The organism is Luteimonas rhizosphaericola, from assembly GCF_029888045.1.
In the GTDB taxonomy this organism is placed as follows: Bacteria; Pseudomonadota; Gammaproteobacteria; order Xanthomonadales; family Xanthomonadaceae; genus Luteimonas; species Luteimonas rhizosphaericola.
This window is the reverse complement of record NZ_JARXRN010000028.1, coordinates 338,680-361,963: the sequence shown is the minus strand read 5'-3', so window position 1 is coordinate 361,963 and position 23,284 is coordinate 338,680. Positions and strand designations below refer to the sequence as shown.

23 protein-coding genes are annotated in these 23,284 nt (G+C 71.6%); 13 read left to right on the top strand and 10 right to left on the bottom strand.

What is annotated here, in order from left to right; all coding sequences use genetic code 11:
* Nucleotides 1–49: 49 nt before the first annotated feature.
* Nucleotides 50–610, bottom strand: coding sequence for a YdeI/OmpD-associated family protein (locus QFW80_RS14135; RefSeq protein ID WP_280602618.1), 561 nt, complete (start codon nt 608–610; stop codon nt 50–52).
* Nucleotides 611–803: 193 nt separating this feature from the next.
* Between QFW80_RS14135 and aat the strand changes: the two genes are divergently transcribed.
* Nucleotides 804–1,535 carry a leucyl/phenylalanyl-tRNA--protein transferase gene (aat, locus tag QFW80_RS14130; RefSeq protein WP_280602617.1) on the top strand — a complete coding sequence of 244 codons (732 nt, stop codon included), beginning with the start codon at nt 804–806 and terminating at the stop codon, nt 1,533–1,535.
* A gap of 86 nt (nt 1,536–1,621) precedes the next feature.
* On the opposite strand, the gene QFW80_RS14125 is transcribed toward aat, so the two are convergent.
* Entirely contained in the window at nt 1,622–2,314 is a 693-nt protein-coding gene (locus QFW80_RS14125; protein ID WP_280602616.1) for a hypothetical protein, read from the bottom strand.
* A gap of 250 nt (nt 2,315–2,564) precedes the next feature.
* Nucleotides 2,565–3,593 carry a glycoside hydrolase family 11 protein gene (locus QFW80_RS14120; RefSeq protein ID WP_280602615.1) on the bottom strand — a complete coding sequence of 343 codons (1,029 nt, stop codon included), beginning with the start codon at nt 3,591–3,593 and terminating at the stop codon, nt 2,565–2,567.
* A 617-nt stretch (nt 3,594–4,210) separates the two neighbouring features.
* Between QFW80_RS14120 and QFW80_RS14115 the strand changes: the two genes are divergently transcribed.
* Complete coding sequence (locus QFW80_RS14115; RefSeq protein ID WP_280602614.1) at nt 4,211–4,861, top strand: glutathione S-transferase family protein; 651 nt, start codon at nt 4,211–4,213, stop codon at nt 4,859–4,861.
* A 143-nt stretch (nt 4,862–5,004) separates the two neighbouring features.
* Nucleotides 5,005–6,276, top strand: coding sequence for a glycoside hydrolase family 2 TIM barrel-domain containing protein (locus QFW80_RS14110; protein WP_331488510.1), 1,272 nt, complete (start codon nt 5,005–5,007; stop codon nt 6,274–6,276).
* A gap of 98 nt (nt 6,277–6,374) precedes the next feature.
* On the opposite strand, the gene QFW80_RS14105 is transcribed toward QFW80_RS14110, so the two are convergent.
* Complete coding sequence (locus QFW80_RS14105) at nt 6,375–6,620, bottom strand: hypothetical protein (RefSeq protein WP_280602613.1); 246 nt, start codon at nt 6,618–6,620, stop codon at nt 6,375–6,377.
* A gap of 352 nt (nt 6,621–6,972) precedes the next feature.
* On the opposite strand from QFW80_RS14105, the gene QFW80_RS14100 reads away from it, so the two are divergent.
* The 3 genes from QFW80_RS14100 to QFW80_RS14090 all read left to right on the top strand — a co-directional run bounded on the left by QFW80_RS14100 (nt 6,973) and on the right by QFW80_RS14090 (nt 8,448).
* A complete protein-coding gene (locus QFW80_RS14100) occupies nt 6,973–7,185 on the top strand; it encodes a hypothetical protein (protein ID WP_280602612.1) in 213 nt (70 codons plus the stop codon).
* 52 nt (nt 7,186–7,237) lie between these two features.
* Nucleotides 7,238–7,492: a hypothetical protein gene (locus QFW80_RS14095; protein WP_280602611.1), complete on the top strand. Its 255-nt coding sequence runs from the start codon at nt 7,238–7,240 to the stop codon at nt 7,490–7,492.
* Nucleotides 7,493–7,575: 83 nt separating this feature from the next.
* On the top strand, nt 7,576–8,448 hold the full coding sequence (locus QFW80_RS14090) for an EcsC family protein (RefSeq protein WP_280602610.1): 873 nt from the start codon (nt 7,576–7,578) through the stop codon (nt 8,446–8,448).
* A 195-nt stretch (nt 8,449–8,643) separates the two neighbouring features.
* On the opposite strand, the gene QFW80_RS14085 is transcribed toward QFW80_RS14090, so the two are convergent.
* The 4 genes from QFW80_RS14085 to QFW80_RS14070 all read right to left on the bottom strand — a co-directional run bounded on the left by QFW80_RS14085 (nt 8,644) and on the right by QFW80_RS14070 (nt 14,581).
* Nucleotides 8,644–10,833 carry a hypothetical protein gene (locus QFW80_RS14085; RefSeq protein ID WP_280602609.1) on the bottom strand — a complete coding sequence of 730 codons (2,190 nt, stop codon included), beginning with the start codon at nt 10,831–10,833 and terminating at the stop codon, nt 8,644–8,646.
* Between the two features lie 286 nt (nt 10,834–11,119).
* Nucleotides 11,120–12,763: a chaperonin GroEL gene (gene groL, locus QFW80_RS14080; RefSeq protein WP_280602608.1), complete on the bottom strand. Its 1,644-nt coding sequence runs from the start codon at nt 12,761–12,763 to the stop codon at nt 11,120–11,122.
* A 137-nt stretch (nt 12,764–12,900) separates the two neighbouring features.
* A complete protein-coding gene (gene groES, locus QFW80_RS14075) occupies nt 12,901–13,191 on the bottom strand; it encodes a co-chaperone GroES (RefSeq protein ID WP_280602607.1) in 291 nt (96 codons plus the stop codon).
* 916 nt (nt 13,192–14,107) lie between these two features.
* Nucleotides 14,108–14,581, bottom strand: a complete 474-nt coding sequence (locus QFW80_RS14070) for an AsnC family transcriptional regulator (RefSeq protein WP_280602606.1) — start codon at nt 14,579–14,581, stop codon at nt 14,108–14,110.
* Between the two features lie 239 nt (nt 14,582–14,820).
* Here QFW80_RS14070 and QFW80_RS14065 point away from each other — a divergent pair, with 239 nt between their 5' ends.
* Entirely contained in the window at nt 14,821–16,104 is a 1,284-nt protein-coding gene (locus QFW80_RS14065; RefSeq protein ID WP_280602605.1) for a D-amino acid dehydrogenase, read from the top strand.
* The gene (gene alr, locus QFW80_RS14060) at nt 16,104–17,183 is read left to right on the top strand and encodes an alanine racemase (RefSeq protein ID WP_280602604.1); all 1,080 of its coding nucleotides are present in this window, start codon (nt 16,104–16,106) and stop codon (nt 17,181–17,183) included. The genes QFW80_RS14065 and alr overlap by 1 nt, the downstream gene beginning before the upstream one ends.
* 12 nt (nt 17,184–17,195) lie before the next feature.
* Here the strand turns inward: alr and QFW80_RS14055 are convergent, their stop codons facing one another.
* Nucleotides 17,196–17,693 carry an acyloxyacyl hydrolase gene (locus QFW80_RS14055; protein ID WP_280602603.1) on the bottom strand — a complete coding sequence of 166 codons (498 nt, stop codon included), beginning with the start codon at nt 17,691–17,693 and terminating at the stop codon, nt 17,196–17,198.
* A 218-nt stretch (nt 17,694–17,911) separates the two neighbouring features.
* Here QFW80_RS14055 and cutA point away from each other — a divergent pair, with 218 nt between their 5' ends.
* The 3 genes from cutA to QFW80_RS14040 are packed head-to-tail and all read left to right on the top strand — an operon-like array spanning nt 17,912 to nt 21,281.
* Complete coding sequence (cutA, locus tag QFW80_RS14050; protein ID WP_280602602.1) at nt 17,912–18,241, top strand: divalent-cation tolerance protein CutA; 330 nt, start codon at nt 17,912–17,914, stop codon at nt 18,239–18,241.
* Nucleotides 18,238–20,685, top strand: coding sequence for a protein-disulfide reductase DsbD family protein (locus tag QFW80_RS14045; RefSeq protein WP_280602601.1), 2,448 nt, complete (start codon nt 18,238–18,240; stop codon nt 20,683–20,685). Before cutA ends, QFW80_RS14045 begins: the two co-directional genes overlap by 4 nt.
* Nucleotides 20,682–21,281 (top strand): TlpA family protein disulfide reductase, encoded by a 600-nt coding sequence (locus QFW80_RS14040; RefSeq protein ID WP_280602600.1) that lies wholly within the window; start codon nt 20,682–20,684, stop codon nt 21,279–21,281. Before QFW80_RS14045 ends, QFW80_RS14040 begins: the two co-directional genes overlap by 4 nt.
* A 4-nt stretch (nt 21,282–21,285) precedes the next feature.
* Here the strand turns inward: QFW80_RS14040 and QFW80_RS14035 are convergent, their stop codons facing one another.
* On the bottom strand, nt 21,286–21,906 hold the full coding sequence (locus tag QFW80_RS14035) for a glutathione S-transferase family protein (RefSeq protein ID WP_280602599.1): 621 nt from the start codon (nt 21,904–21,906) through the stop codon (nt 21,286–21,288).
* A 301-nt stretch (nt 21,907–22,207) separates the two neighbouring features.
* Here QFW80_RS14035 and aroQ point away from each other — a divergent pair, with 301 nt between their 5' ends.
* Both aroQ and accB read left to right on the top strand, forming a co-directional pair.
* On the top strand, nt 22,208–22,654 hold the full coding sequence (gene aroQ / locus QFW80_RS14030) for a type II 3-dehydroquinate dehydratase (RefSeq protein WP_280602598.1): 447 nt from the start codon (nt 22,208–22,210) through the stop codon (nt 22,652–22,654).
* 39 nt (nt 22,655–22,693) lie between these two features.
* Nucleotides 22,694–23,185, top strand: a complete 492-nt coding sequence (gene accB, locus QFW80_RS14025; RefSeq protein ID WP_280602597.1) for an acetyl-CoA carboxylase biotin carboxyl carrier protein — start codon at nt 22,694–22,696, stop codon at nt 23,183–23,185.
* Nucleotides 23,186–23,284 lie beyond the last annotated feature (99 nt).

The following is a 23,284-nucleotide window of genomic DNA, read 5'->3' as shown; positions in this document are numbered from 1 at the left end:
CATGCCGGAAAGTGACTGTACCGGATCACGCGCGCGCCTCGCGTTGCGGCTAGAGGCGTCGACCGGCCGCGCACGCCTCGATCAGCTGCATGAGCCGGCGCGCCTGCGTCGCATCCTGCTTCGCGCTCACCACCCAACACGTCAGCTGCTTGCGATAGCCCGGCGGGCAGGCCTCGAAGTAGCGCCAGGCCGCCGGCACCTGCCTGAAGGTGTGGAGCTGGCCGGCGGAGAACACGACCTCGCCACGTTCGTACGAAGCCCGTCTCGACCGGGCCTCAGTCCGCTGCGCGAACGCGGCCAGGCCCGCGGGCGTCATGCGCCCCGCGGCCTGCAGCGTCTCGACCTTCGCGATGTTGACCGCGCTCCAGTGCGAGCCGGGCCTGCGTGGAGTGAAGCGGATCCGGTAGCGGTGAGCGTCCACCCGGTGGCGCACGCCATCGATCCAGCCAACGCACAGCGCCTCGTCCACCGCCTGCGGCCATGTCAGCCCGGGCGCGCCGGTGCCGGCCTTCATGAATCCGACGATGAGCTCCGAGGCGGTGTCCGCGTTGGCGCGCAACCAGCGCGCGAGCGCCCCGGCGTCTTCGAAATAGATCGGCGCTGCAGTCATGGCCGGTATCGTAGCGCCCCCCACCGGCATGCGGGCAGCCGCCGCGGCCGCGGTGGAATTCCAACCGGCGTGTGACAGGCGGCAATGGCGCGCGGCAGGCGATGCACGGCGGCAGCGCGGCACGCAGACCGGGCGGCTACCGGGCGGCGCTCCCATCCCGTATCGTCTGCCGTTCGCACGGGGGATGCACGCAATGCCGGCTTCACTGATCCGCAGCTTCGGCCGATCGCGGCTCCGAGTCGCGCGGGCGCTGCTCGCGCTCGCCAGGCGCATGTCCGGCGGCGACGGCGATGCGCTCATGCCTGCCCTGTTCGACGCGCAGCCGCTGCGCGCGGACACCCTGGTGCGCGCCTACGCGAACGGCCTGTTCCCGATGGCGGACGAGGCATCGGGTCGCGTCCACTGGTTCGATCCACCGGTTCGCGGCGTGCTGCCGATCGACGGCGTGCAGCCGGGCAAGGAAACCCGGCGCGTGGCGCGGCAGAAGCGGTTTCGCGTCACGCTCGACACGGCGTTCGACCAGGTCATCGGCCACTGCGCGGGCAACGCGCGTCGCCAGCAGGGCAGCTGGATCACCGACGAGGTGGCCGGGGCGTATCGCGCGCTGCACCGCATGGGCGCCGCGCACAGCATCGAAGTGTGGCAGGGGGATGCGCTGGTGGGCGGACTGTATGGCGTGGCGATCGGCGGCTACTTCGCCGGCGAGAGCCAGTTCCACCTGGTGAACAACGCCGGTGCGGTCGGCTTCGCGCACCTGTGCGCCAGCCTGCGCGCGAGCGGCTTCCTGCTGCACGACGTGCAGTTCTTGAAGCCGCACCTGGCGAAGATGGGCGCATTCGAACTGCCCCGCGCGGAGTTCCGTCACAGGCTCGCGGAGGCGATCGCGCGACCGGCACGCCTGGCGCTGTCGCCCGACGTGGACTGAAACGCGGGAGGGCGGGCCGGCCGTGTCGGGAGCCCTCTCGCGCGTGCTGCGCGGCTTGCGCAAGTGCGGCGTCCGCGCGTTGATCGTCAGCCGGTCGCGCGCCCGCACTGGGTCGGCGCCGCGGGCGGCGGCAGTGGCAGGGCCGGTAGCTCGCCGGCCAACTCCTCGTCGTCGAGTCGCGTGCGGGCGTGTTCACTGAGCATGCGCAGCTCGGAGGCCACGTCGTTCGCCAGCCAGCGCACCGATTCGTCGGGGTGCCGGCGCAGGCGCTCGGCCAGCGCGACGTGGCGCTGGTTGCCCGTGGCGCGCAGGGCGAGCAGCGCGTCGAGCACCACGCCGTTGTCGGGGTCGCGCAGCAGCGGGGCGGCCAGCTCTGCGGCGGCGACATGGCGCATGCGCGCCAGCGCGGTCAGCGCCTGCTGGCGCTCGGCGGGCGTGGCCGCGTGCAGCCCGGTAGCGGCTTCGGCCGCGTGCAGTTCGATCAGGGTATTGTCGCCGCGCAGCGAGGCGACCTGCGCCACCACGCGCCTGAACTCGGGATCGCGCTGGTCGAGGTAGAGCGCCTGCAGCGCATGGTCGGGCAGCACGTCGGCATTGGACGCGAGGTCGAACACGCCGCGGCTGGCGACGGCGACGCCGTCGCGGCCGGGATGCTCATCGAGGAAATCCTCGAGCTTGGCGCGCATGTCGCGACGATCGTTCCAGGCCAGGGTGAGCAGGTCCTTGAGCAGCTGGTCGGTGTCGGGCGAGGCTTCGGTCGCGATGCCCGGAGCGGCCATCGGCCCGCCAGCGCCTGCCTGCGCGCGGCCGGCGGAGAATGCCGGCGGCACGAATGCCGCCGGCGGTTGGGCATGCGGAGTGGAGGGCCGCGCGCCGCCTTGTGTGGTCGCGACGCCTGCCTCCGGCACCGTGCTGCATCCGCGGGCGTCCCTGTCCGCCAGATGCGTTCCGGCTGCGCCGATGCCGATGCCCAGTGCCAGCATCAACAGCAGCGATACACGGTGCATGCCCATGGTGTCGCGCCTCCGCTCAGAGGTTGCCGAAACCGATCGCACCGTTGCAGTGCATCCACTCGCTCAGGCCGTTGCCGCCGCCGCAGGACCCGTTCTGGTAGACGCCGGTGTTGTAGGTCTGGGCTTCGGCCTGGCGGACGCTGCCGTTGACGCTCAGGTAGTCCACCTGCACGTCGCGGTTGCCGCCGTCGTTGGTGAACTCCACCAGCGACCCGCCCGACGCGGAGGTCGTCGCGGTGTAGTTCGCCATGCTGGTGGTGAGCGTCCAGCTGGCGATGGTGGCGTTGTTGACCTTGAGCGAGATGGTCTCGCCGCCGGCGGTGCCGCGCGCGCGGACCACGATGGTCTTGCTGCCGCCGCCGGGAGGCGGGTTGCTGCCGCCACCGGAGCTGATGGTGATGTCGCTGCTGCCCTGGCTCTGGTAGCCCTCGGTCGCGAACACCATGTAGTCGTGGTTGCCCAGGTTCAGGCCGCGGCTGGCCCAGTAGTTGAAGTGGTTGGCCACGGTGATGGTGCCGGAGATGTTGCCGAACCCCTTCTTCGGATTGCGCACGCTGAAGTACTGGTAGAACGTGCTGTTGTTGCCTTCGATCGAGGGCGCGTTCTGGCGCAGGCAGCGGCGCACGTTGTAGGTGGCGCCGTCGCTCTGGAAGCTGCCGTAGTCCACGCCACCGGCGCAGCTGGCCGGGTTGTAGGAACCGTAGCTCTCGATCACGTAGTACTCGATCAGCGGGCTGCGGGTCCATCCGTACAGGGCCAGGTACGAGTTCTGGCTGTTGTTGACGCCGTAGTAGCCGGAGTAGTTCACCACCCGCGGCCCGCCGGGGTTCCAGCCCTTGCCGCCGACCCAGTTGTTGGTGTTGCTGGTCCACTGCGAGCTGTAGCGCCCGCCTGGATGCAGGGTCATCGAGGCGCTGCCCGAGTCCTTCCAGAACGAGTAGTAGTAGCCGTCGTGCGTGCCGGTGGAATTGCTGGTCAGCGTCTGTGCCTGCACGGCGCCGGCCAGCAGGCCGGTGGCGCCGAGGAGCAGGACGGCAGCCGACATGCCGCGGCGTCTGGACTTCATCATCATCGTGGTTCTCCAAAGGGTGTGCGCCCGGGCGGCCGCGGATGCGCCGCGCGCCGTGGGGCGATGGATGGACGTGCATGGATGATGGAGACCCTGCGGATGCAGGGCCGGGGGGCGATGCCGCGCCGCTGTCGCGGGGGTCGCGCCGGCCGGATCCGGGCCTGCGCGATGACATGGCGCCACGCCGGGGCGTGGGATCGAATGCTTCAACACGACAGCCCCTCCCTGGGTACTGCGGGTGCTCGAGCGTCACCTTCATTCACGCCCGATGGTAGCGCTACCACCGGACGCGGCCAGTAATAACACCCGATGGCGGGCCGAAAGGGGACGGGGTTCGCGTTTCGCGATGCCGAAAGCAAGATGAATAAGCCGGGTGCAACTATTTGGTTTCAAACGATTTTTAATAGTCCAGCGCTGTCATGACCAAGGCGCCGCCGCGCGGGCCCGCGGGCCCACGCAGGTGCGGGCGTCGGGCGCGTCCGGACTCGGCGACCCGCTCTCGGTGCGCGCTCACCGCGCCGCATGGGCGGTCGATGGCCGCCGCACGTATTCGTCGTGCCTTCGCATCCCGTGCCATCTGGAGAGACGCCCGCATGCCTCCGATCCTGACCGTGTTCGAACGCTCCCCCGACCGTGGCCGCGGCCTGGCGCGCGACATGCGCGTGCGCTGGGCGCTGGAAGAGGCGGGGCAGCGCTACGAGGTGCGCACGGTGTCGTTCGAGGCGATGAAGCAGGCGCCGCATCGCGCGCGCAATCCGTTCGGGCAGATTCCGAGCTTCGAGGACGGCGATCTGGTGCTGTTCGAATCCGGCGCGATCGTGCTGCATCTCGCGCGGCGCCACGCGGGCCTGCTCCCGGTCGAATCCGTCGCCAGGGAACGCGCGGTCATGTGGATGTTCGCCGCGCTCAACACCGTCGAGCCGCCGATCGTCGAGCGCGAGGCGGCCGGCTACAGCGAGCGCGACAGACCCTGGCAGGCCGAGCACCTGGCGATGCTGGACGCACGCGTGCGCGTGCGTCTGGACGAGCTGTCGCGACACCTCGTCGGCCGCGACTGGCTGGAGCGCGATTTCAGCGCCGGCGATCTGCTGATGGTGAGCGTGCTGCAGCGGCTGGGGGGCACGGGCCTGCTGGACCACACGCCGGCCCTGCTCGACTACATCGCGCGCGGGACGGCCCGGCCGGCATACCGGCGGGCATTCGATGCGCAACGTGCGCAGTTCGAGCGCGCGACCGTGCCCTGACGGCGCATCGGGCGGCCGCGCGCAGCTCACGCTTCGGCACGCGCGCCGCTTCCGCAGGCGCAGCTACCATGGGGCCTTCATCGGCATGGGAGCGGACGATGCGTGGAGCGATGGCGTGCCTGCTGGCACTGGGGCTGCTTGGCATGGTCCACGGCGCGCGCGCGGATGCGGATGCGCAGGCGCCGTCGCAGGTACGCATCGTCGAGGACGACGGCGGCTACCGCCTGCTCGTCGACGGCGAGCCCTACCTCGTGCGCGGCGCCGGGTCGGCCAGCGGCGACCTCGAGCAGCTGGCCGCACGCGGCGGCAACTCGGTCCGCACCTGGAGCACCGGCACCGACGTCGCCGGCGTGCGCGCCATGCTCGACCGCGCGCATCGCAACGGGCTGACCGTGGCCATGGGCCTGGCCGTGGGGAAGGAGCGCCACGGCTTCGACTACGACGACGCGGAAGCGGTCGCCGAACAGCTGAAAGAACTGCGCGAACAGGTGCGCCTGTACCGCGACCATCCCGCGGTGCTGATGTGGCTGGTCGGCAACGAACTCAACCTCGAACACCGCAACCCGAAGGTGTGGGACGCGGTGGAGCAGATCACGCGCATGATCCACGCCGAGGACCCGAACCATCCGGTGATGACGCCGCTGGCCGGGTTCGACCGCGCGCTGATCGACACCCTCAAGGCGCGCGCGCCCTCGCTGGACCTGATCGGCATCCAGCTCTATGGCGACCTCGAGGCGCTGCCGCGCAAGCTGCGCGAGGCCGACTGGACCGGCCCCTACATCGTCACCGAGTGGGGCCCGACCGGGCACTGGGAAAGCCCCCTCACCGCGTGGGGCGCGCCGGTGGAGGACGATGCCTCGCGCAAGGCGGCGCTCTTCCAGCAGCGCTACCGCGACGTGATCGCCGCCGACACGCGGCAGGGCCTGGGCTCGTACGTATTCCTGTGGGGCCACAAGCAGGAGCGCACGCCGACCTGGTACGGGTTGTTCCTGCGCACCGGCGAATCCACGCCCGCGGTGGATGCGATGCAGCAGCTGTGGACCGGGCAGTGGCCGGACAACCGCGCACCGTCGATCGCGTCCGCGACCATCGACGGACGCGGCGCCACCGACAGCGTGGTGCTCGCCGCAGGCAGCGGGCACGAGGCGACGGCGGACGCGCGCGACCCCGAAGGCGATCCGCTGCAGTGGCGCTGGTACGCGCTGGAGGAAAGCACCGCGACCAGCATCGGCGGCGATCCCGAGGCGGTGCCGGCCGAGGTGGAGCTGCACGCCAGCGTCGACGGCGACGGCCGCCTGCGCTTTACCGCGCCCGCGCAGCCCGGGCACTACCGCCTGTTCGTCGAGGTCCGCGACGGCCGCGGCCACGCCGCCTATGCCAACGTGCCCTTCCGCGTGGACGCCCCGGCGCGCTGAAGCAGGCAGCAGCGGGCTTCGGCGGGATCGGTCGGGTCATGGACGGCGCGCCCGCGCACTGCGCAGGCCGACGCACGCGGGCCACCGGCCCTGTCCCACTAGCGATGGGCGGGATCGGGAACCTCGAAGATCGAGAACGCGACTTCCGGCCGCACCTCGGCGTAGAGCGCCTGGTCGATCATCCGGGACACGTCGTCCCAGACCGGCGAATCGTAGAGATGGCGGCAGCGGTCGGTGACATGCTGGAACTCGCCATGCGCGGTGTAGGCCTCGATCGGCGGCGTCAGCCCCCTGGGCACGACCACGAACGCGCCATCCCGGCATTCGAACAGCGAGTAGGACATCGATGCCTCCCTGCACCCTCGGCGGAAGCTGCACGGAGGCTTCGGGATCATGATGGGGCCGCGTCGCCATCGAGTGCATTCACACTCTACCCGTGCACGATGGCAGCGCGGTTAAACCGCGGGGCGCAGCTATTCAGCAAAGTGATGGCGGGGCGCAGGTCAGCGCAGATGTTGCCCCCGCGTTGGCCGTCCCGGCCGACCGGACTGCCACGCCCGGTCGTCGACCGGTCGCGTTGGGGATGGATGAAGGATTCGCGTACGAGTCGAATGTGTCCCCGCCTGCCGGACGCGATCACGGCGCGCTGAACCGGCGGATGGCAACGTGCGCCCACACCCCAGCGGAGCAACACCGATGGCCACGAGCAAACACGGCGGGTCCGGAGCGTCCGGGTCCAAGCGCGAACTCATCGCTCCCAACGGCGACAAGCGCTACATCCGGCGCGACGAGAAGGGCCGCATCAAGGAAAGCGACGATGTCGGACGCTCGCTCTCGCAGGACGTGCGCAAGTCGGCGAAAACCAAGGTCCCGCCCGGCCAGGGCGATCGCGGCGACCAGAAGCGCTGACGCGGCCCGCCAGCAGGCGTGCCCCCGCGGCGTCGACCGGCACAATACGGGCGTGACCCGCCTGGCACCCTATCGCCCGATCAGCTGCGACTTCCACGACGTTCTGGAAGCGACCGCCACCCGGCGCGCCTCGGCGACGATCGAGTACCTCACCCCGGCCGGGCGGCAGGCGCGCGCGTACGCACGGATCGCCGATATCGTCACCCGCCGCGACGGGGAGTATCTGATACTTGCCTCGGGCGAGGCGATCAGGCTGGATCGCGTGGTCTCGGTCGATGGGGTACGGCGCGGCGCTTTCCACGACTGATGCCGGCGCCGCGACGCGCCGTTTCGGCAGGTGCGCGTCCCGCACCACGTGATCAGGTTCGCAACCTGCGCTAACGTGGCGGCATGGGCGCCATCCATACGCTTCCCTTCCCCGATCCGCGCGCGACCGGCCTCGATCCGGCCGCGCTCGACGCGCTGCGCCGCGCGCGCGAACTGCTCGAGACGCCCGGCATCGCCGCCCAGCTGGCGAATGCGGTCGGCGCCCCACTCGAATACGTGGTGACGCGGCGCCTGCCCAAGGCGGTGACCCGGCTGATCAACGCGCTGGTGCGCAAGGCGCTGGAGCAGGCGCTGCGTGCCGCGATGGCCACGCTCGGTGGCGATGCGGCGTCCGCGCCGCGCACTCGGGCGCATACAGCGGCCGCGGCGGCGAGCGGTGCGGTCGGGGGCGCGTTCGGCCTTGCCGGGCTCGCGATCGAACTGCCGGTCACCACCACCCTCATCCTGCGTTCGATCGCGGAGATCGCGCGGGCGGAAGGCGAACCGCTGGACGATCGCGCGACCACGCTCGCCTGCTTCGAGGTGCTGACCATGGGCGGCCGCGCCGACAGCGACGATGGCGCCGAGTCGGGGTACTTCGCCGCGCGCGCGGTGCTCGCCCAGCAGGTGGCGGCGGCAGCGGAGTACGTGGCGGTGCACGGCCTGGTCGGCAAGGGCGGGCCGCTGATCGTGCAGTTGCTGGCGGCGGTGTCGGCGCGGTTCTCGGTCAACATCAGCCAGAAGCTGGCGCTGCAGGCGGTGCCGCTGGTGGGCGCCGCCACGGGCGCCGCGCTCAACACGCTGTTCATGCGCCACTTCCAGGCGATGGCGCGCGGCCATTTCACCGTGCGCCGGCTGGAGCGCGCCTACGGTGCGGACGCGATCCGCGCGGCCTACCGCGCGCTCGGCGAGTCGACCGAAGAAGCGACACCGCAGCCGGCGCGCGCCTGGCGCTGAATACCGCTCGATGGCGGGACGCGCAGATTGCCATAGGCGCATGGGCGCGCTGCGGTTATCTCGCGCCGGGCGACGACCCATGCGGGGCGCCGTGCCCGCGCCGGGACCGCCGGGCTTTCGCCGCCGCCAGGCTGCGGACGTCCCCGCATGCGGGGATCCATTTCCACCCACGCCGCCACCGACGGCGCAATGCGCTCACTCCAGCAGCGGCGGGCGGCCGTCGTACCATTCGCGCGCATTGACGATATGCATCTCCCGCTGGCCATCAGCGAGTTCGACGCCGACACCGAACACGCCCCAGCGCGCATACAGGTCGCCCTGCGGCGTGCCGCCATCGATGCGTAGGCGCGCCTGCAGGTCGATGCGGTCGTTGGACGCCTGCACCCGGTCGAACACCAGTTCCTCGCCGCGGATACGAACCTCGCCCTCGGCGCGCGCCTGTCCCGAATCGACCAGCCGGCCGATCCAGCGCGGGAACACTTCGCGCTCGGCGAACAGCCCCAGCAGCACGCTGACGTCGCGCATCTCGACCCGACCGCGCCCGGCGACCTCGAACGGCTCCCGCCAGGCCAGCGTGCCTTGCTCCAGCGCCACGCGCGCCCACCACGGTTCGCCGTCCCGGCCATCGTCGAGGCGCACGCCGTCGAGCTGAAGCTCCAGCGCATCGAGCGCGTAACGGCGCGGTCCCTGTCGTTCCATCCGCGACAGGCGGCTGTCGAGCATCACGTCGCCCGACAGCCGGGACGGCCCCAGCGCCAGGCGTACGCCCTGCCCGCGCACCTGCATCCGCCCGGCGATCATCTCGCCCGCATTGTCCAGGCGCAGGTCGCCGCTGGCGGTGCCCTGCCCGCCCAGCAGCCGCGCGCTGTCGCCGGGCAGGTAGCGGTTGTAGCTGCGCAGGTCGGGCACCTCGGCGTCGTCGAAGCGCAGCCGCGCGTCGAGCCGCTCGTGGAACTCGGCGAGCCGTCCGGTCGAGCGCAGGTCCAGACGGAGGTTGCGGCCGTGCAGGTCGACGCGCGCGGGGGCCGATTCGGGTGCGAGTTCGAAGCGGTCGATGACCACGTCGATCCGCGTGCGTGCGCGCGCCGGGTCGTCGTCGCCCTCCATGCGCATGCGCGCGTGCGCCGATCCGCGGAACCGGCTGTCGAGCACGCGCGCGCGCAGCTGCGCGTCGCGCAGGTCGATCCGGCTGCCGGCGACGAGTTCGCCCCGGCGCAGCCGCAGCGCGGCATCGAGATCGGCGCGGCCGTCGAACTCCAGCCAGTCGACGTCGTCCAGGAACACGTCGATCCAGCGCAGCGGCACCGCCGGCCAGGTCGCATCGACGCGACCGGACACCGCACGCAGGGGGCGCAGCCAGTCGTCCGGCCCCAGACGGCGGTCCTGCACCTGCAGGTCTGCGCGCAGCCGCGGCGGGCGGTCCGCGCCGTCCGGCACGCGCGCGGCCACGGCAATGTGGTCGCGGGTGGTGCGAAGCGCGACCCCGAGCGCATGGCGCAATGCGCGTCCGTCGGCAACGCGCGAGAGCACCGGCGCCGACCAATCCAGGCGGCTGCCGGGCATCAGCACGCCGCGATGCAGGCTGAGGTCCGCGCGCAGATGACCGGCCGCGCCGGCCGCATTGATCGGCAGCGCATCGTCGTTGCGCGCGACCAGGTCCAGCCCCGGCGCCGGGCCGTCGACGCGCATCCGGGCGTCGAGCAGCACCAGCTTCTCCTCGCCCTGCGCCTGCGCGCGGATGTGCGCGGGCATCGACATCTCGAAGTCCATCGCGCCGTCTCGCAACAGCGTGACTCCGCCGACCGACAGCGTGGCGTCGGGCATGGCGAGCGTGGATCGTCCGACCTCCATCGCGCCGCCCTGCAGCGTCTTTTCGAATACGAAGCGCGCATCGCCGTGCCCGGTGACCCGCGCGTCGTAGAAATCCAGCCGCAGCAGGCTGGGCGTGGTGATCGCGTCGAACCGCAGGGTCCACGGTGCACGGCCGGGGCGGACGGTCGACGGCATGTCGGTGGCGGCGCGCGCCACGTACACCGATACGTCGCGCGCGCGGATACGTCCGAATGCGACCTCGCGCCACAGCAGCGGCAGCACCTTGATGCGCCCGTTCGCGACCGGGCTGGCGACCGTCCAGCGCGTGATCCGCGCGTGCCCGCCCATGACCACCTCCCGCGCATGGATATGCCCCGGATACAGGCTGACCGCCCACGCCCACGTCGCGTGGTAGCGCTCGGGTTTGCGGTTGACCACCGCCTCGCCCCAGGCGCTGTTGAGGAAGGCATTGGCGCCGACGAGGTACAGCAGGTACAGCGCGGCGAGCACGACGCCCGCGATGCGCAGGCCGCGGCGACGGGGGCGAAGTCGGGCGACGAGGGCGGGCGGCATCCGCACAGGGTGGACGAAGCGCAGTGAGGGTGGCCTGCACGCGGAGGCCGGCCTTGGCCGCGCACGCCGGTCCCAGGCGCCGGTCGTCGCGTCATCCTCATCGTGGCAAGGGCCCGACGCTCACCCGGGCGTGCCGGGACGGCGCTGTTCGACAGACACGTCCTCGGAAACGAAAGAAGCCCCGCGTCGCCGCGGGGCTTCCCTGGTTCGAAGCAGACTCGCTCGTCCCGCCCTGCCCTCCCCGCCTGGCGGGGAAAGGCACGAGGCGCGGAGCGCCGGGCGCGGATCAGAAATCCATGCCGCCCATGCCGCCCATGCCACCGCCGCCGCCGTGGGCGTGCGGCTCTTCCTTCTTCGGAAGCTCCGCCACCATCGCTTCGGTGGTGATCATCAGGCCGGCGATCGAGGCCGCGTTCTGCAGCGCCGAACGGGTGACCTTGGTCGGGTCCAGGATGCCGAACTCGATCATGTCGCCGAACTCGCCGTTGGCGGCGTTGTAGCCGTAGTTGCCCGAGCCGTCCTTGACCTTGTTCACGATCACGGAGGGCTCTTCGCCGGCGTTGGTCACGATCTCGCGCAGCGGCGCTTCCATCGCGCGCAGGGCGATCTGGATGCCGTGGGTCTGGTCTTCGTTGGCGCCCTTGAGCTCGCCGATCGCCTGCAGCGCGCGCACCAGCGCCACGCCGCCGCCCGGCACCACGCCTTCTTCCACCGCCGCACGCGTGGCGTGCAGGGCGTCTTCGACGCGCGCCTTCTTTTCCTTCATCTCGATCTCGGTCGAAGCGCCGACCTTGATCACCGCCACGCCGCCGGCCAGCTTGGCCACGCGCTCCTGCAGCTTCTCGCGGTCGTAGTCCGAGGAGGTCTCCTCGATCTGCGCCTTGATCTGCTTGATGCGGGCTTCGATGCCGGAGGTCTCGCCGGCGCCGTCGATGATGGTGGTGTTCTCCTTGGAGACCTGCACCTTCTTCGCGCGGCCGAGGTCGTTGATGGTCGCCTTCTCGAGCTGCAGGCCGACTTCCTCGGAGATCACGGTGCCGCCGGTCAGCACGGCCATGTCTTCCAGCATCGCCTTGCGACGGTCGCCGAAGCCCGGGGCCTTGACGGCGCACACCTTGACGATGCCGCGGATGGTGTTGACCACCAGGGTCGCCAGCGCTTCGCCCTCGACTTCCTCGGCGACGATCAGCAGCGGCTTGCCGGCCTTGGCCACGCCCTCGAGGACGGGCAGCAGGTCGCGCACATTGGAGATCTTCTTGTCGTGCAGCAGGATGAAGGGATCATCCAGCTCGGCCGACATCGACTGCTGGTTGTTGATGAAGTACGGCGACAGGTAGCCGCGGTCGAACTGCATGCCCTCGACCACGTCGAGTTCGTTGTCCAGGCCCGAGCCTTCCTCGACCGTGATCACGCCTTCCTTGCCGACCTTCTTCATCGCGTCGGCGATGATGTTGCCGATCGACTCGTCGGAGTTGGCGGAGATGGTGCCGACCTGGGCGATCGCCTTGTCGTCGGCGGTGGGCTTGGAGATGTTCTTCAGCTCCTGCACCGCGGCCTTGACGGCCTGGTCGATGCCGCGCTTGAGGTCCATCGGGTTCATGCCGGCGGCGACCGCCTTGGAACCCTCGCGGATCAGCGCCTGCGCCAGCACGGTGGCGGTGGTGGTGCCGTCGCCGGCGTTGTCGGAGGTCTTGGAGGCGACTTCCTTCACCATCTGCGCGCCCATGTTCTCGAACTTGTCGGCAAGCTCGATTTCCTTGGCGACGGACACGCCGTCCTTGGTGATGGTGGGGGCGCCGAAGCTCTTCTCGAGCACGACGTTGCGGCCCTTCGGGCCGAGGGTGGCCTTGACGGCATTGGCGAGCGTGTTGACGCCGCGCACCATCTTGGCGCGCGCATCCTCACCGAAACGGATTTCCTTGGCGGACATGGTTGCTGACTCCGGAATTTGGTTTGGGGATTGGGGTCGGAAAAAAGCTGGGCGGCGGGTTCAGGGCTTCGGGACAACCGGCGCATCGCGCTCCGGTCGATTCCCGCGCCGGCGTCGACGCCCGTCGCGGTCGGCGATCAGCCGAGGATCGCGAAGATGTCGTCTTCCTTCACCACCAGGTAGTCGGTGCCGTCGAGCTTGACCTCGGTGCCGCTGTACTTGCCGAACAGCACCTTGTCGCCGGCCTTGACCTTGGGGGCGCGCACGTTGCCGTTGTCGAGCACCTTGCCCTCGCCCACGGCGACGACTTCACCCTTGATGGGCTTCTCGGTGGCCGAGTCGGGGATCACGATCCCGCCGGCGGACATCTTTTCTTCTTCCATGCGCTTGATGACCACGCGGTCGTACAGCGGCTTGATGTTGCTCATGTTCAATCCTCGCAAGTGATTGATTGCACAGGTAAAGGGGCGGCGATGTTAGCACTCGCCCCAGGCGAGTGCCAGCAACGCTGGCGCGAAAATCCCGGACGGACCGGGAGGTGCGCGGAACATGGGGCGGCCCACATGGGCTTTCAAGGGCGGGTGAAGAAAATTCTTCGCGCCATGCTGCGGCCCCTCGCCAGGCGAAGAGGCAGGCGCCGCGCGTTGGACAGGCGGCCGCGCCGACATCCAGGCCTGCTGGCCCCGCTCCCCGCTCCCCGCGCGCCACTTCGCGACGCCCCTGGCCGGCCGGCGAACGTCGGGCCTGGCGGACCGACCCTGGAGCAGGCAGGGGACGTCGGCACGGCCGTCCTGTGGCGCGCGACGGCGTGGATGCCGAACCTGGGTGGGGGCGCCGGGGACGGGCGCCTCCGGAGGCGAATGTCCCCCGCCGCCGGCCAGCGGCCGGCGGCTCCTCCTTGATTTCGCCCCCGGAGACACCCGTCCCCGGCGGAGCAGGATCCCGCCGCCCGCATCAGGTACGCGCGCGCTAACTACCTGCCTTTGGCCGATTTCCCCGCGCTCCGCTCGCGGATCCGTCCGTCAGCCGAGCCGCGTTGGGGCCGGCGGGCTTTTGCGGCGAAATCAAGGAGGAGGCCTTCGCCGACAGGCGGAGGCCGGGGGACGTTCGCCGCGGAAGCCCGCCGGCCGCGGCGCGGCCCGTCAGATCGCCGCCTCGCACGGAGGTCGCAACTTCACCGATCGGGCGCACCAGAACAAACGACACGTCAACGACAGATGCCGAGCGCGAAGCCCCGCATCGCGCGACCACGCGTCGCACCCGCACCGAGTTCAGTGCCTCGGCAATGGAGCTCCGAGTGCATCGCCCTGGTATTCGACCCGCATGCAAAGCGACGAGCTGCCCCTAATCCCCCACCGGCAGCTCCAGCGTCTCCTTCACCTCTTCCATGACGATGTAGCTGCGGGAATCGCGCACGTGCGGCAGCGTGAGCAGGGTGCTGCCGAGCAGCTTGCGGTACGAGGCCATCTCCGAGATCCGCGCCTTGATCAGGTAGTCGAAGTGTCCCGACACCAGGTGGCACTCGAGCACGTTGGGGAGCTTCAGCGCCGCCCGCCGGAACTCCTCGAAGATGTCGCCGGACTTGTAGGCCAGGCTGATCTCCACGAACACCAGCAGCCCCGCCTTCACCGAGGCCGGCGCCAGGCGCGCGTGGTAGCCGGTGATCACCCTGTCGCGCTCGAGCCTGCGCACGCGCTCGGTGCAGGGCGTGGTCGACAGCCCCACGCGTTCGCCCAGCTCGGTGAAGGGGATACGTCCTTCCTGCTGAAGGATGCGCAGGATGCGGCGGTCGATGCGGTCGAGTTCGCGCGACTTCATGGTCCCTGTCCAGACCGGTTTATGCAGGAATATTACCTGCCAAACGCCTCGATATCAGGCGAATCGACTGGAATCGTCTTCCTATACTGGGGAATGCCACGGCCATCGCGGCGGCGCCCCGGAATCCCCCGAGCGCAGGCGCGAGGTTGCCTGCGGTGTTCGCGCGGCCTGCGGGCCAGCGGTACAGAGTGAGCGGACTTCCACCTTCCATCCACCGGCGTGGGGCGAGAGAACAGGCGATGCGCATCCTGATCCTGGGTTCCGGCGTGATCGGCGTGACCAGCGCGTGGGCGCTGCGGCGACAGGGCCACGAGGTGGTCGTGGTGGACCGTGCCGGGGGCCCGGCGCTGGAAACCAGCTTCGCCAATGCCGGCCAAGTCTCGCCCGGCTACGCCTCGCCCTGGCCCGCGCCCGGCATCCCGCTCAAGGCGGTGAAGTGGCTGCTTTCGCGCCACGCGCCGCTGGCGATCCGGCCCACGGGCGATCCCGCGCAGTACCGCTGGCTGTGGCGGATGCTGCGCAACTGCACCCACCACCGGTATGCGGTGAGCAAGGCGCGCATGGTGCGTCTGGCCGAATACAGCCGCGACCAGCTGGGCGAACTGCGCCGCGAGACCGGGATCGAGTACGAGCAGCGCACGCTCGGCACCACCCAGCTGTTCCGCACCCAGGCCCAGCTCGACGGCGCCGCGCGCGACATCGCCGTATTGCGCGAGTACGGGGTACCGCACGAACTGCTCGATCGCGACGGCATCGTCCGGGTCGAACCGGCGCTGGCGCAGATGCAGGGCAGCCTGGCCGGCGCCCTGCGCCTGCCCGGCGACGAGACCGGCGACTGCCATCTGTTCACCATCCGCCTCGCGGCGCGCGCGGCCGAGGCCGGCGTCGAATTCCGCTTCGGCCGACGCGTCGAGGCGCTGCTGGTGTCGGGCGACCGGCTGACCGGCGTGCGCATCGACGGCCGCACCGAGACCGCGGACGCCTACGTGCTGGCGCTGGGCAGCTGGTCGCCACGGCTGCTGGCGCCGGTCGGCATCGACCTGCCGGTATATCCGCTCAAGGGCTACTCGCTGACGATCCCGATCACGCGCCCGGAGCTGGCGCCGCACTCGACCGTGCTCGACGAGAGCTACAAGGTGGCGATCACCCGCTTCGACCAGCGCATCCGCGTGGGCGGCATGGCGGAAGTGTCGGGCTACGACCTGAGCCTGCCGCAGCGCCGGCGCGAGACCCTGGAAATGGTGGTGCGCAGCCTCTATCCCGACGGCGGCGACCTGGCGCGCGCCGAATTCTGGACCGGCCTGCGCCCGTCCACGCCCGACGGCCCGCCGGTGGTCGGCGCCACCCGTTACCGCAACCTGTGGCTCAACACCGGCCACGGCACCCTGGGCTGGACCATGGCCGCAGGCTCGGCGTCGTACCTGGCCGACCTGATCGACGGCCGCACCCCGGCAATCGATCCGGAGGGGCTGGACATCACCCGCTATGCCCGTCCCTGGCCGCGACCCACGGGCCTGCGCTGATGCGTCCCGCCCGCGCCACCATCGATCTCGACGCCCTGCGCCACAACCATCGCCATGCGCGCGCGCTCGGCGGCGGCCGCGCGCTGGCCGTGGTCAAGGCCGATGCCTACGGCCACGGCGCGGTCGCCTGCGCGCGCGCGCTGGAACCGGAGGTCGACGGTTTCGGCGTGGCCTGCATCGAGGAAGCGCTGGAGCTGCGCGAGGCCGGCATCCGCGCGCCCGTGCTGTTGCTGGAGGGCGTGTTCGACGCCGACGAGCTGGCGCTGGTCGAACGGCACGACCTGTGGACCGTGGTCGCCTCGCCCTGGCAGGTGGACCTGCTCGAGCGCCATCGCGCCGCGCGTCCCTGGACCGTCTGGCTCAAGCTCGATTCGGGCATGCACCGCCTCGGCCTGTCGCCGGACGAATACCTCCTGGCTTGGCGGCGCCTGCAGGCGCTGCCGTGGATCGATCGCCTGGTGGCGATGACCCACTTCTCGCGCGCCGACGAACTGTCCCACGCCAGCACGCGCGACCAGATCGCGGTGTTCGACGCCGCGCTATCGCAGCTGCCCGCCGACACTCCCGCCAGCCTGTCCAACTCGGCCGGGCTGATGGCGTGGCCCACCGCTCGGCGCGACTGGGTGCGCCCGGGGCTGATGCTCTACGGCTCGCACATGCTCGACGCCCCGCGCGCCGAAGCCGACACCCTGCGCGCGGTGATGACGCTCGAATCGAAGGTGATCGCAGTGCGCGAGCTGGCGGCGGGCGAACCGATCGGCTACGCCGGCACCTTCACCACCACCCGGCCCACGCGCGTGGGCGTGGTGGCCGCCGGCTATGCCGACGGCTACCCGCAGTACGCCACCTCGGGGACGCCGGTGATCATCGACGGCCGCGCGGGGGAGCTGATCGGACGCGTGTCGATGGACATGCTCACCGTCGACCTGACCGACCACCCGCAGGCGGGCCTGGGCAGCGCGGTCGAACTGTGGGGCCCGCGGCTGCCGGTGGCCGAGGTGGCCGCGCGTAGCGGCAACAGCCCCTACCGCCTGCTCACCGGCCTCAAGCGGGTACCGCGCCGCTACGTCGGCGCCTGATCGCGCCCGGCGCTAGAAGCGCCAGGCCGCCTGCAGCATCGTCTCGCCGTCGTTGGGCTGGTGCAGGCTGGCGTTGGAAATGTGCCGGGCCAGCAGCGAGAACCGGCCCCACTGCCAGCCGACGGTGCTGATGAACTGCGGCGAGCCCGACAGCGCATCGGTCTCCCCGCTCTGCACGCCCACGCCGAACCCGCCGACCAGGCCGCTGGGCCGTTCGTAGCGCAGGCCGCCATGGAACACGGTGACGTCGTCGCCGTTGTCGTAGTCCGAATCGCTGCGCCCGCGCACGTGCATCGCGCCCAGCTCCCAGTGCAGCATGCCGCCGCGGAACTCGCGCCAGGCCGGCAGCCAGGCCACCGAAACCACCGGCGTGTCCTCGTTGTCGCGGGTGAACGAGATGCCGGCGCCGACCTCCACCTGTTGCGCCGCGGCCCCGGCACTCAGGGCGCACAGCAGTGGCAGCGACAGCAGGGCGGGCAGGCGCGCGGCGCGCGGAATCGATCGCGGCATGGGGAAACCGGTGGAAGGGGGACCGCGGAAGGATACGGAAGGCCGCGACGGCGCGCATCGGCCGCGGCCGGCGCACGGCGGCACGCAGTGTTGCGGTGCGTACGATCGCGGCCCCGGCCGGCGCCGTGCGGCACGTCCCGCATGGGTGCGGTTCCTGCGCGCGGCCCCCTCGTGGCGCCGTCGGCTACCCTATCGCCCCCGCCTGCGTACCGCCCACCGTGACCGCAATCGCCTGCCTGTGCACCTGCCCCGACGCCGCCAGCGCGCGCCGCATCGCCGATGCGCTGGTCGAGGCGCGCCTGGCCGCGTGCGTGAACGTGCTTCCCGGCATCACCTCGGTCTACCGCTGGCAGGGCAAGGTGGAACAGGCCGACGAAGTGCTGCTGGTAGCCAAGACCGTGCGCGCGCGCCTCGACGCGTTGACGCGGCAGGTGCAGGCGCTGCATCCGTATGAACTTCCGGAAGTGGTGGCGGTCGAGATCAGCGGCGGCCTGCCGGCCTACCTGGACTGGATCGCCGCCGAAACCCGTACCGGAGCGAACGATTGAACCCGATCCCGGGCCGCGCCTGGCGCCTGCTCGCCCCGCTGGCGCTGCTGCTGGCGGCGCTGCCGGCGGCCGCTGTCGACCAGAGCGACTTGCTGCCCGTCGACCAGGCCTTCGCGCTGGAGGCGCGCGCCACGGCACGCGACCGGGTGGAGATCGAGTGGACCATCGCCGAGGGCTACTACCTCTACCGCCACCGCACCTCGGTGCGCGAGACCGGCGGCGGGTTCAAGTCCAATCCTCTGCAGCTGCCGGCCGGCAAGCGGCATGTGGACGAGTTCTTCGGCGAGGTCGAGACCTATCGGCAGCAGCTGGTGGCGGTGTTCACCGGCGCTCCCGCCGACGGCACCACGGCGCTCACGCTGGAAGTGAAATACCAGGGCTGCGCGGACCTGGGCATCTGCTATCCGCCGCAGACGCGGACCGTCCAGGTGCGCCTTCCCGCGGCCGACGCGGCCGCGGCGGGCGCCGGGTTGGCCCGCGACCCCGGCGGCGCCACTCCGCGCGACCCGGGCTTCGCGGCGCTGGGCCGCGCGCTGTCCGGAACGCCGGGCGCGGCGGCGACGCCGCTGACCGGCACCGATGCCGCCGGCCGCGCGCAGGCCCTGCCGCTGCCACCGGAGCAGGCGTTCGGGTTCGAGGCCATCGCCGACGGCGGCGACGGGCTGCTGCTGCGCTTCACCCCCGCGCCCGGCTACTACCTCTACCGCGACCGCAGCCGCTTCGAGGTCGCAGCGCCCGACGGCAGCCGCGCCGGTGCGCCGCGATGGCCGGACGGCGTCGCCCACCGCGACGAGCACTTCGGCGAGGTGGTGGTGTACTTCGACCAGGTCGACGTGCCGCTGCCGCTGCGCCGCGCCAGCGCCGACCCCGTCCGCGTGCGGCTGACCGCGACCTTCCAGGGCTGCCAGGACGAGGGCATCTGCTATCCGCCGATGACGCGGACGGTGGAGGTGGCGCTGCCAGCGGGAACGGCGGTGGCGGGCGACCCGACGGCAGCGGCAGCCGAGGCGGACCCGGCGGCCGGCATGTCCGCCGACGCCGATGCCTCCGCCGAAACCTCCACCGGTGCGGACGCAGGACGCGACGCCGGCCGCCTCGATGCGACCGACGCGGCCGACGCACCGCCTGCCGCGGGATCCGCTGCCGCGAACGCGCGCGAGGCGGCATTCGCACCCGACGCCTCCGCCGACAACGCCGACCGCACGCGTCCACCCGGCGTCGCCCTGCCGGCCGGCGGCGCGCTGGGCGCGCTGCTGCTGGCGCTGCTCGGCGGGCTGGTGCTGAACCTGATGCCCTGCGTGCTGCCGATCCTGTCGCTGAAGGTGCTGGGCCTGGCGCAGAGCGGCGAAAGCCGCGCCCACGCCCGCAGCCACGCGCTCTGGTACACGCTCGGCGTGCTGGTGGCGTTCGCCGCGATCGGCGCGCTGGTGTTGGCGCTGCGCGCCGGCGGGCAGGCGCTGGGCTGGGGCTTCCAGCTGCAGCAGCCGTGGTTCGTGGCGGCCCTGGTGTATGTGATGTTCGCGGTCGGGCTGAGCCTGTCGGGCGTGTTCACGCTGGGCGGCGGGCTCGGCAACCTCGGCCGGTCGCTGGCGTCGCGCACCGGGCCGGCGGGCGATTTCTTCACCGGCGTGCTGGCCTGCGTGGTCGCCAGCCCCTGCATCGCGCCGTTCATGGGCGGCGCGCTGGCGTTCGCCTTCACGGCCCCGCCGCTGCTGGCGCTGGCGGTGTTCCTGATGCTGGGCCTGGGCCTGGCGCTGCCGTTCCTGCTGGTCGGACTGGTGCCCGCGCTGGCCGACCGGCTGCCGCGGCCGGGTGCGTGGATGGAAACGCTCAAGCAGGTGCTGGCGTTCCCGATGTACCTGACCGCGATCTGGCTGCTGTGGGTGCTCGGCCAGCAGCGCGGCGTGGACGCGATGGCCCTGGTGGCGGTCGGGCTGGCGCTGTTCGCGCTGGGCCTGTGGTGGCACGAGCGGCGCCGCTGGACCGGCGGCATGGCCGGCCGCGCGCTGGCGCTGCTGCTGGTGGCCCTGGCCCTGTTCCCGGTGTGGAAGGTGCACACGCTGACCCCGCCCGCGCGGGCGATCGAGGCCGGCGACGCGCAGCGCGAGGCGTGGACCCCGGCGCGGCTGCAGGCGCTGCGCGACGAAGGCCGGGTGGTGTTCGTGAACATGACCGCGGACTGGTGCGTGACCTGCAAGGCCAACGAGCGCCGGGTCCTGTCGCAGCCCGCCTTCCGCGACGCGCTGCGGGCCGCCGATGCGACCTACCTGGTCGGCGACTACACCGATGCGGATCCCGCGATCGCCGCGTTCCTCGAGCGCCATCGCGCGGTCGGCGTGCCGCTGTACGTGGTCTATCCCGCCGGCGGTGGCGAGGGCGAGGTGCTGCCGGCGCTGCTGAGCGATGCGGTGGTGGTCTCGGCACTGCGGCGCGCGGCGCAATGAAGATCACCCCGCTGAAAGTGGTCCTGGCCGGCCTGGTGGCGGGAGGCCTGGGCCTGGTGGCCGGCATCCTCGCGACCGGCGGCGGCCCCCTGCTGGGCACCGACCTCGGCCAGCGCGTGCTCAACGATGCGCTGACCGCGAACGCGCCGCCGCTGCCCGATGGCGGCGCCGTCGCCCGCCGCGGCGAGGCGCTGCCGGCGGTCGCGGTGGACCGGCTCGACGGCGGCCAAGTCCGCCTGCCCGGCGATTACGCCGGCCGCCCGCTGCTGGTCAACGTCTGGGCCAGCTGGTGCGGGCCGTGCATCAAGGAGATGCCCGAACTCGACCGCTACGCCCGCGCCCAGGGCGAGGCCGGGGTGCAGGTGCTGGGCCTGGCCCTGGACGAACCGCAGGCGGTGCGCGCGTTCCTGGCCCGCATCCCGGTGCACTACCCGCAGGCGATCGACGTGCCCGGCCCGGCCGATGCCGGCGTGCGCCTGGGCAACCCCCAGGGCGTGCTGCCGTACTCGATCCTGGTCTCGGCCGACGGCCGCCTGCTCAAGCAGAAGATCGGCCCGTTCGAGCACGGCGAGATCGACCGCTGGGCCGCGCCCTGAGCGGTCAGTCCAAGCCGGCGAAGGGCTCGCGCCAGGCGTCGAATTCCTCCAGCTGCGCGTGCCAGCGTCGGATGTGCGCGAACGGTTCGAGCGGCAGCCGCGCCGCTTCCGCGAACGGCAGCGCCGAGGCGACGCGGAAGTCGGCGTAGGTCGGCGCATCGCCCACCAGCCAGCGGCGCCCGGCCAGCGCCTCGTCGAGGATCGCGGCGAACGTCCGGAAGTCCGCCTCCGCCGCCGCGGTCGCCGCGTGGTCCGGTGCCCGGTCGAGGTACCGCGGCACGATGATGTGCTCGAAATACAGCACGCCGCCGGCGCTGGTGAAGTGGTGCGCGCTCCAGCTCACCCACAGCATCACTTCCTCGCGTCGTGCCGGCGGCCAGAAGTCCGGATCGAAGCGCGCGGCCAGGCGCATCGCGATCGCGTCTGTCTCCCAGAGGGTCAGCGACGGCTCGACCAGGATCGGCACCCGGGTGTTGGGGTTGATCGGGCGGAAGGCCTCGCGTTCGCGGCCCATCGGGTCGGCGCGGACGTAGCGCAGCGGCGCCCGCAGGTGGCGCGCGACCGCCACCGCGACCCGGGGGTTGAGGTTGTGGGAGTAGTACAGGACGTCGGACGGCTGGGTCATGGTGGGAGATCGTCGGGAGTCGTTTGACGTCGAACCCGGGCGCCACGGATCGACATCGGGGCAAGCGCGGGTGCTGGCCGCCCTGTGAAAGCGCACCGCCCGCCGGCCCTGCGCCGGCTGCCGGGCCATCAGGCGGGCCCGCGAGGGCGTCGGACCGACGGCATCGCGCGAGCGGCCAAGGCCACCGGCCGGCCCTAGAGCCCCCGCTCCAACCGCGCTGAACTCCGCTCAACTTCGCCGAACTGGACACCATCCGGGGCTTGCGCCAGACTGCGCGCCAGTTTCCGCGGCAACCGACCCGATGGCCAAGCTGCTGCTCCTGCACGGCCCCAACCTCAACCTGCTCGGCACCCGCGAGCCGGAGGTCTACGGCCGCGACACCCTGGCCGGGATCGACGCCGGCCTGCAGGCCACCGCCACCGCCGCCGGCCATGCGCTCGAGTGCCTGCAGTCCAACGCCGAACACGTGCTGGTCGACCGCATCCAGGCCGCCCGCACCGACGGCACCGCGTTCATCCTGATCAACCCGGCCGCCTTCACCCATACCAGCGTGGCGATCCGCGACGCGCTGGCGGCGGTGGCGCTGCCGTTCATCGAGATCCACCTGTCGAACCCGCACGCGCGCGAGCCCTTCCGCCAGCACAGCTACCTCAGCGACAAGGCGCTGGGCGTGGTCTGCGGCTTCGGTGCGGACAGCTACCGCTACGCCCTGGACGCGGCGCTGCGCCGCCTGCCCGCGGACGCCTGACCCTTCCCTTTCCTTTCCGACGCGACACCGAGGCCAGCCATGGACTTGCGCAAGATCAAGAAGCTCATCGACCTGCTCGAGGAATCCAACCTCGCCGAACTGGAGATCAAGGAGGGCGAGGAGTCCGTGCGCCTGTCGCGCAACCCGACCGGCGGCCCGCAGATGGTCTACGCCCAGCCGGCCCCTGCGCCGGCGTCCCCGCGCGGCGGCGAGCCGGTGATGCCGATGCTCTCGCCGGTCGACAGCGCCACCGGCGGGCGCCCGGGCGGCGAGCCTGCGGCCAGCGGCCTGCCCGCCGGGCACGTGGTCACCTCGCCGATGGTCGGCACCTTCTATGCCTCGCCGGCGCCGGACAAGCCGGCCTTCGTCAGCGTCGGCCAGCAGGTCAAGGCGGGCGAGACGCTCGGCATCATCGAGGCGATGAAGATGTTCAACCCGATCGAGGCGGACGCCTCGGGCACCGTGCTCGCGATCGCGGTCGAGAGCGGCCAGCCGGTCGAGTTCGACCAGCCGCTGTTCGTGATCGGGTGAGCAGGGCTTGCGAGCGGCGCGAGCCGCGGGCCTGCGAAGGCCCGTCGCCGGCAGGCCGGTGGGCCGGGGGACGCAATCTGGCACCTTCCATGCCCGACA

Coding starts and splice junctions, on each gene's coding strand:
- aroQ (WP_280602598.1), top strand. CDS start 22,208: ATGGCCAAGCTGCTGCTCCTGCACGGCCCCAACCTCAACCTGCTCGGC.
- QFW80_RS14085 (WP_280602609.1), bottom strand. CDS start 10,833: ATGCCGCCCGCCCTCGTCGCCCGACTTCGCCCCCGTCGCCGCGGCCTG.
- QFW80_RS14100 (WP_280602612.1), top strand. CDS start 6,973: ATGGCCACGAGCAAACACGGCGGGTCCGGAGCGTCCGGGTCCAAGCGC.
- QFW80_RS14110 (WP_331488510.1), top strand. CDS start 5,005: ATGGTCCACGGCGCGCGCGCGGATGCGGATGCGCAGGCGCCGTCGCAG.
- aat (WP_280602617.1), top strand. CDS start 804: ATGCCGGCTTCACTGATCCGCAGCTTCGGCCGATCGCGGCTCCGAGTC.
- QFW80_RS14090 (WP_280602610.1), top strand. CDS start 7,576: ATGGGCGCCATCCATACGCTTCCCTTCCCCGATCCGCGCGCGACCGGC.
- QFW80_RS14070 (WP_280602606.1), bottom strand. CDS start 14,581: ATGAAGTCGCGCGAACTCGACCGCATCGACCGCCGCATCCTGCGCATC.
- QFW80_RS14105 (WP_280602613.1), bottom strand. CDS start 6,620: ATGTCCTACTCGCTGTTCGAATGCCGGGATGGCGCGTTCGTGGTCGTG.
- QFW80_RS14115 (WP_280602614.1), top strand. CDS start 4,211: ATGCCTCCGATCCTGACCGTGTTCGAACGCTCCCCCGACCGTGGCCGC.
- QFW80_RS14040 (WP_280602600.1), top strand. CDS start 20,682: ATGAAGATCACCCCGCTGAAAGTGGTCCTGGCCGGCCTGGTGGCGGGA.
- QFW80_RS14055 (WP_280602603.1), bottom strand. CDS start 17,693: ATGCCGCGATCGATTCCGCGCGCCGCGCGCCTGCCCGCCCTGCTGTCG.
- QFW80_RS14135 (WP_280602618.1), bottom strand. CDS start 610: ATGACTGCAGCGCCGATCTATTTCGAAGACGCCGGGGCGCTCGCGCGC.
- accB (WP_280602597.1), top strand. CDS start 22,694: ATGGACTTGCGCAAGATCAAGAAGCTCATCGACCTGCTCGAGGAATCC.
- alr (WP_280602604.1), top strand. CDS start 16,104: ATGCGTCCCGCCCGCGCCACCATCGATCTCGACGCCCTGCGCCACAAC.
- groL (WP_280602608.1), bottom strand. CDS start 12,763: ATGTCCGCCAAGGAAATCCGTTTCGGTGAGGATGCGCGCGCCAAGATG.
- QFW80_RS14120 (WP_280602615.1), bottom strand. CDS start 3,593: ATGTCGGCTGCCGTCCTGCTCCTCGGCGCCACCGGCCTGCTGGCCGGC.
- QFW80_RS14065 (WP_280602605.1), top strand. CDS start 14,821: ATGCGCATCCTGATCCTGGGTTCCGGCGTGATCGGCGTGACCAGCGCG.
- QFW80_RS14035 (WP_280602599.1), bottom strand. CDS start 21,906: ATGACCCAGCCGTCCGACGTCCTGTACTACTCCCACAACCTCAACCCC.
- groES (WP_280602607.1), bottom strand. CDS start 13,191: ATGAGCAACATCAAGCCGCTGTACGACCGCGTGGTCATCAAGCGCATG.
- QFW80_RS14125 (WP_280602616.1), bottom strand. CDS start 2,314: ATGGCCGCTCCGGGCATCGCGACCGAAGCCTCGCCCGACACCGACCAG.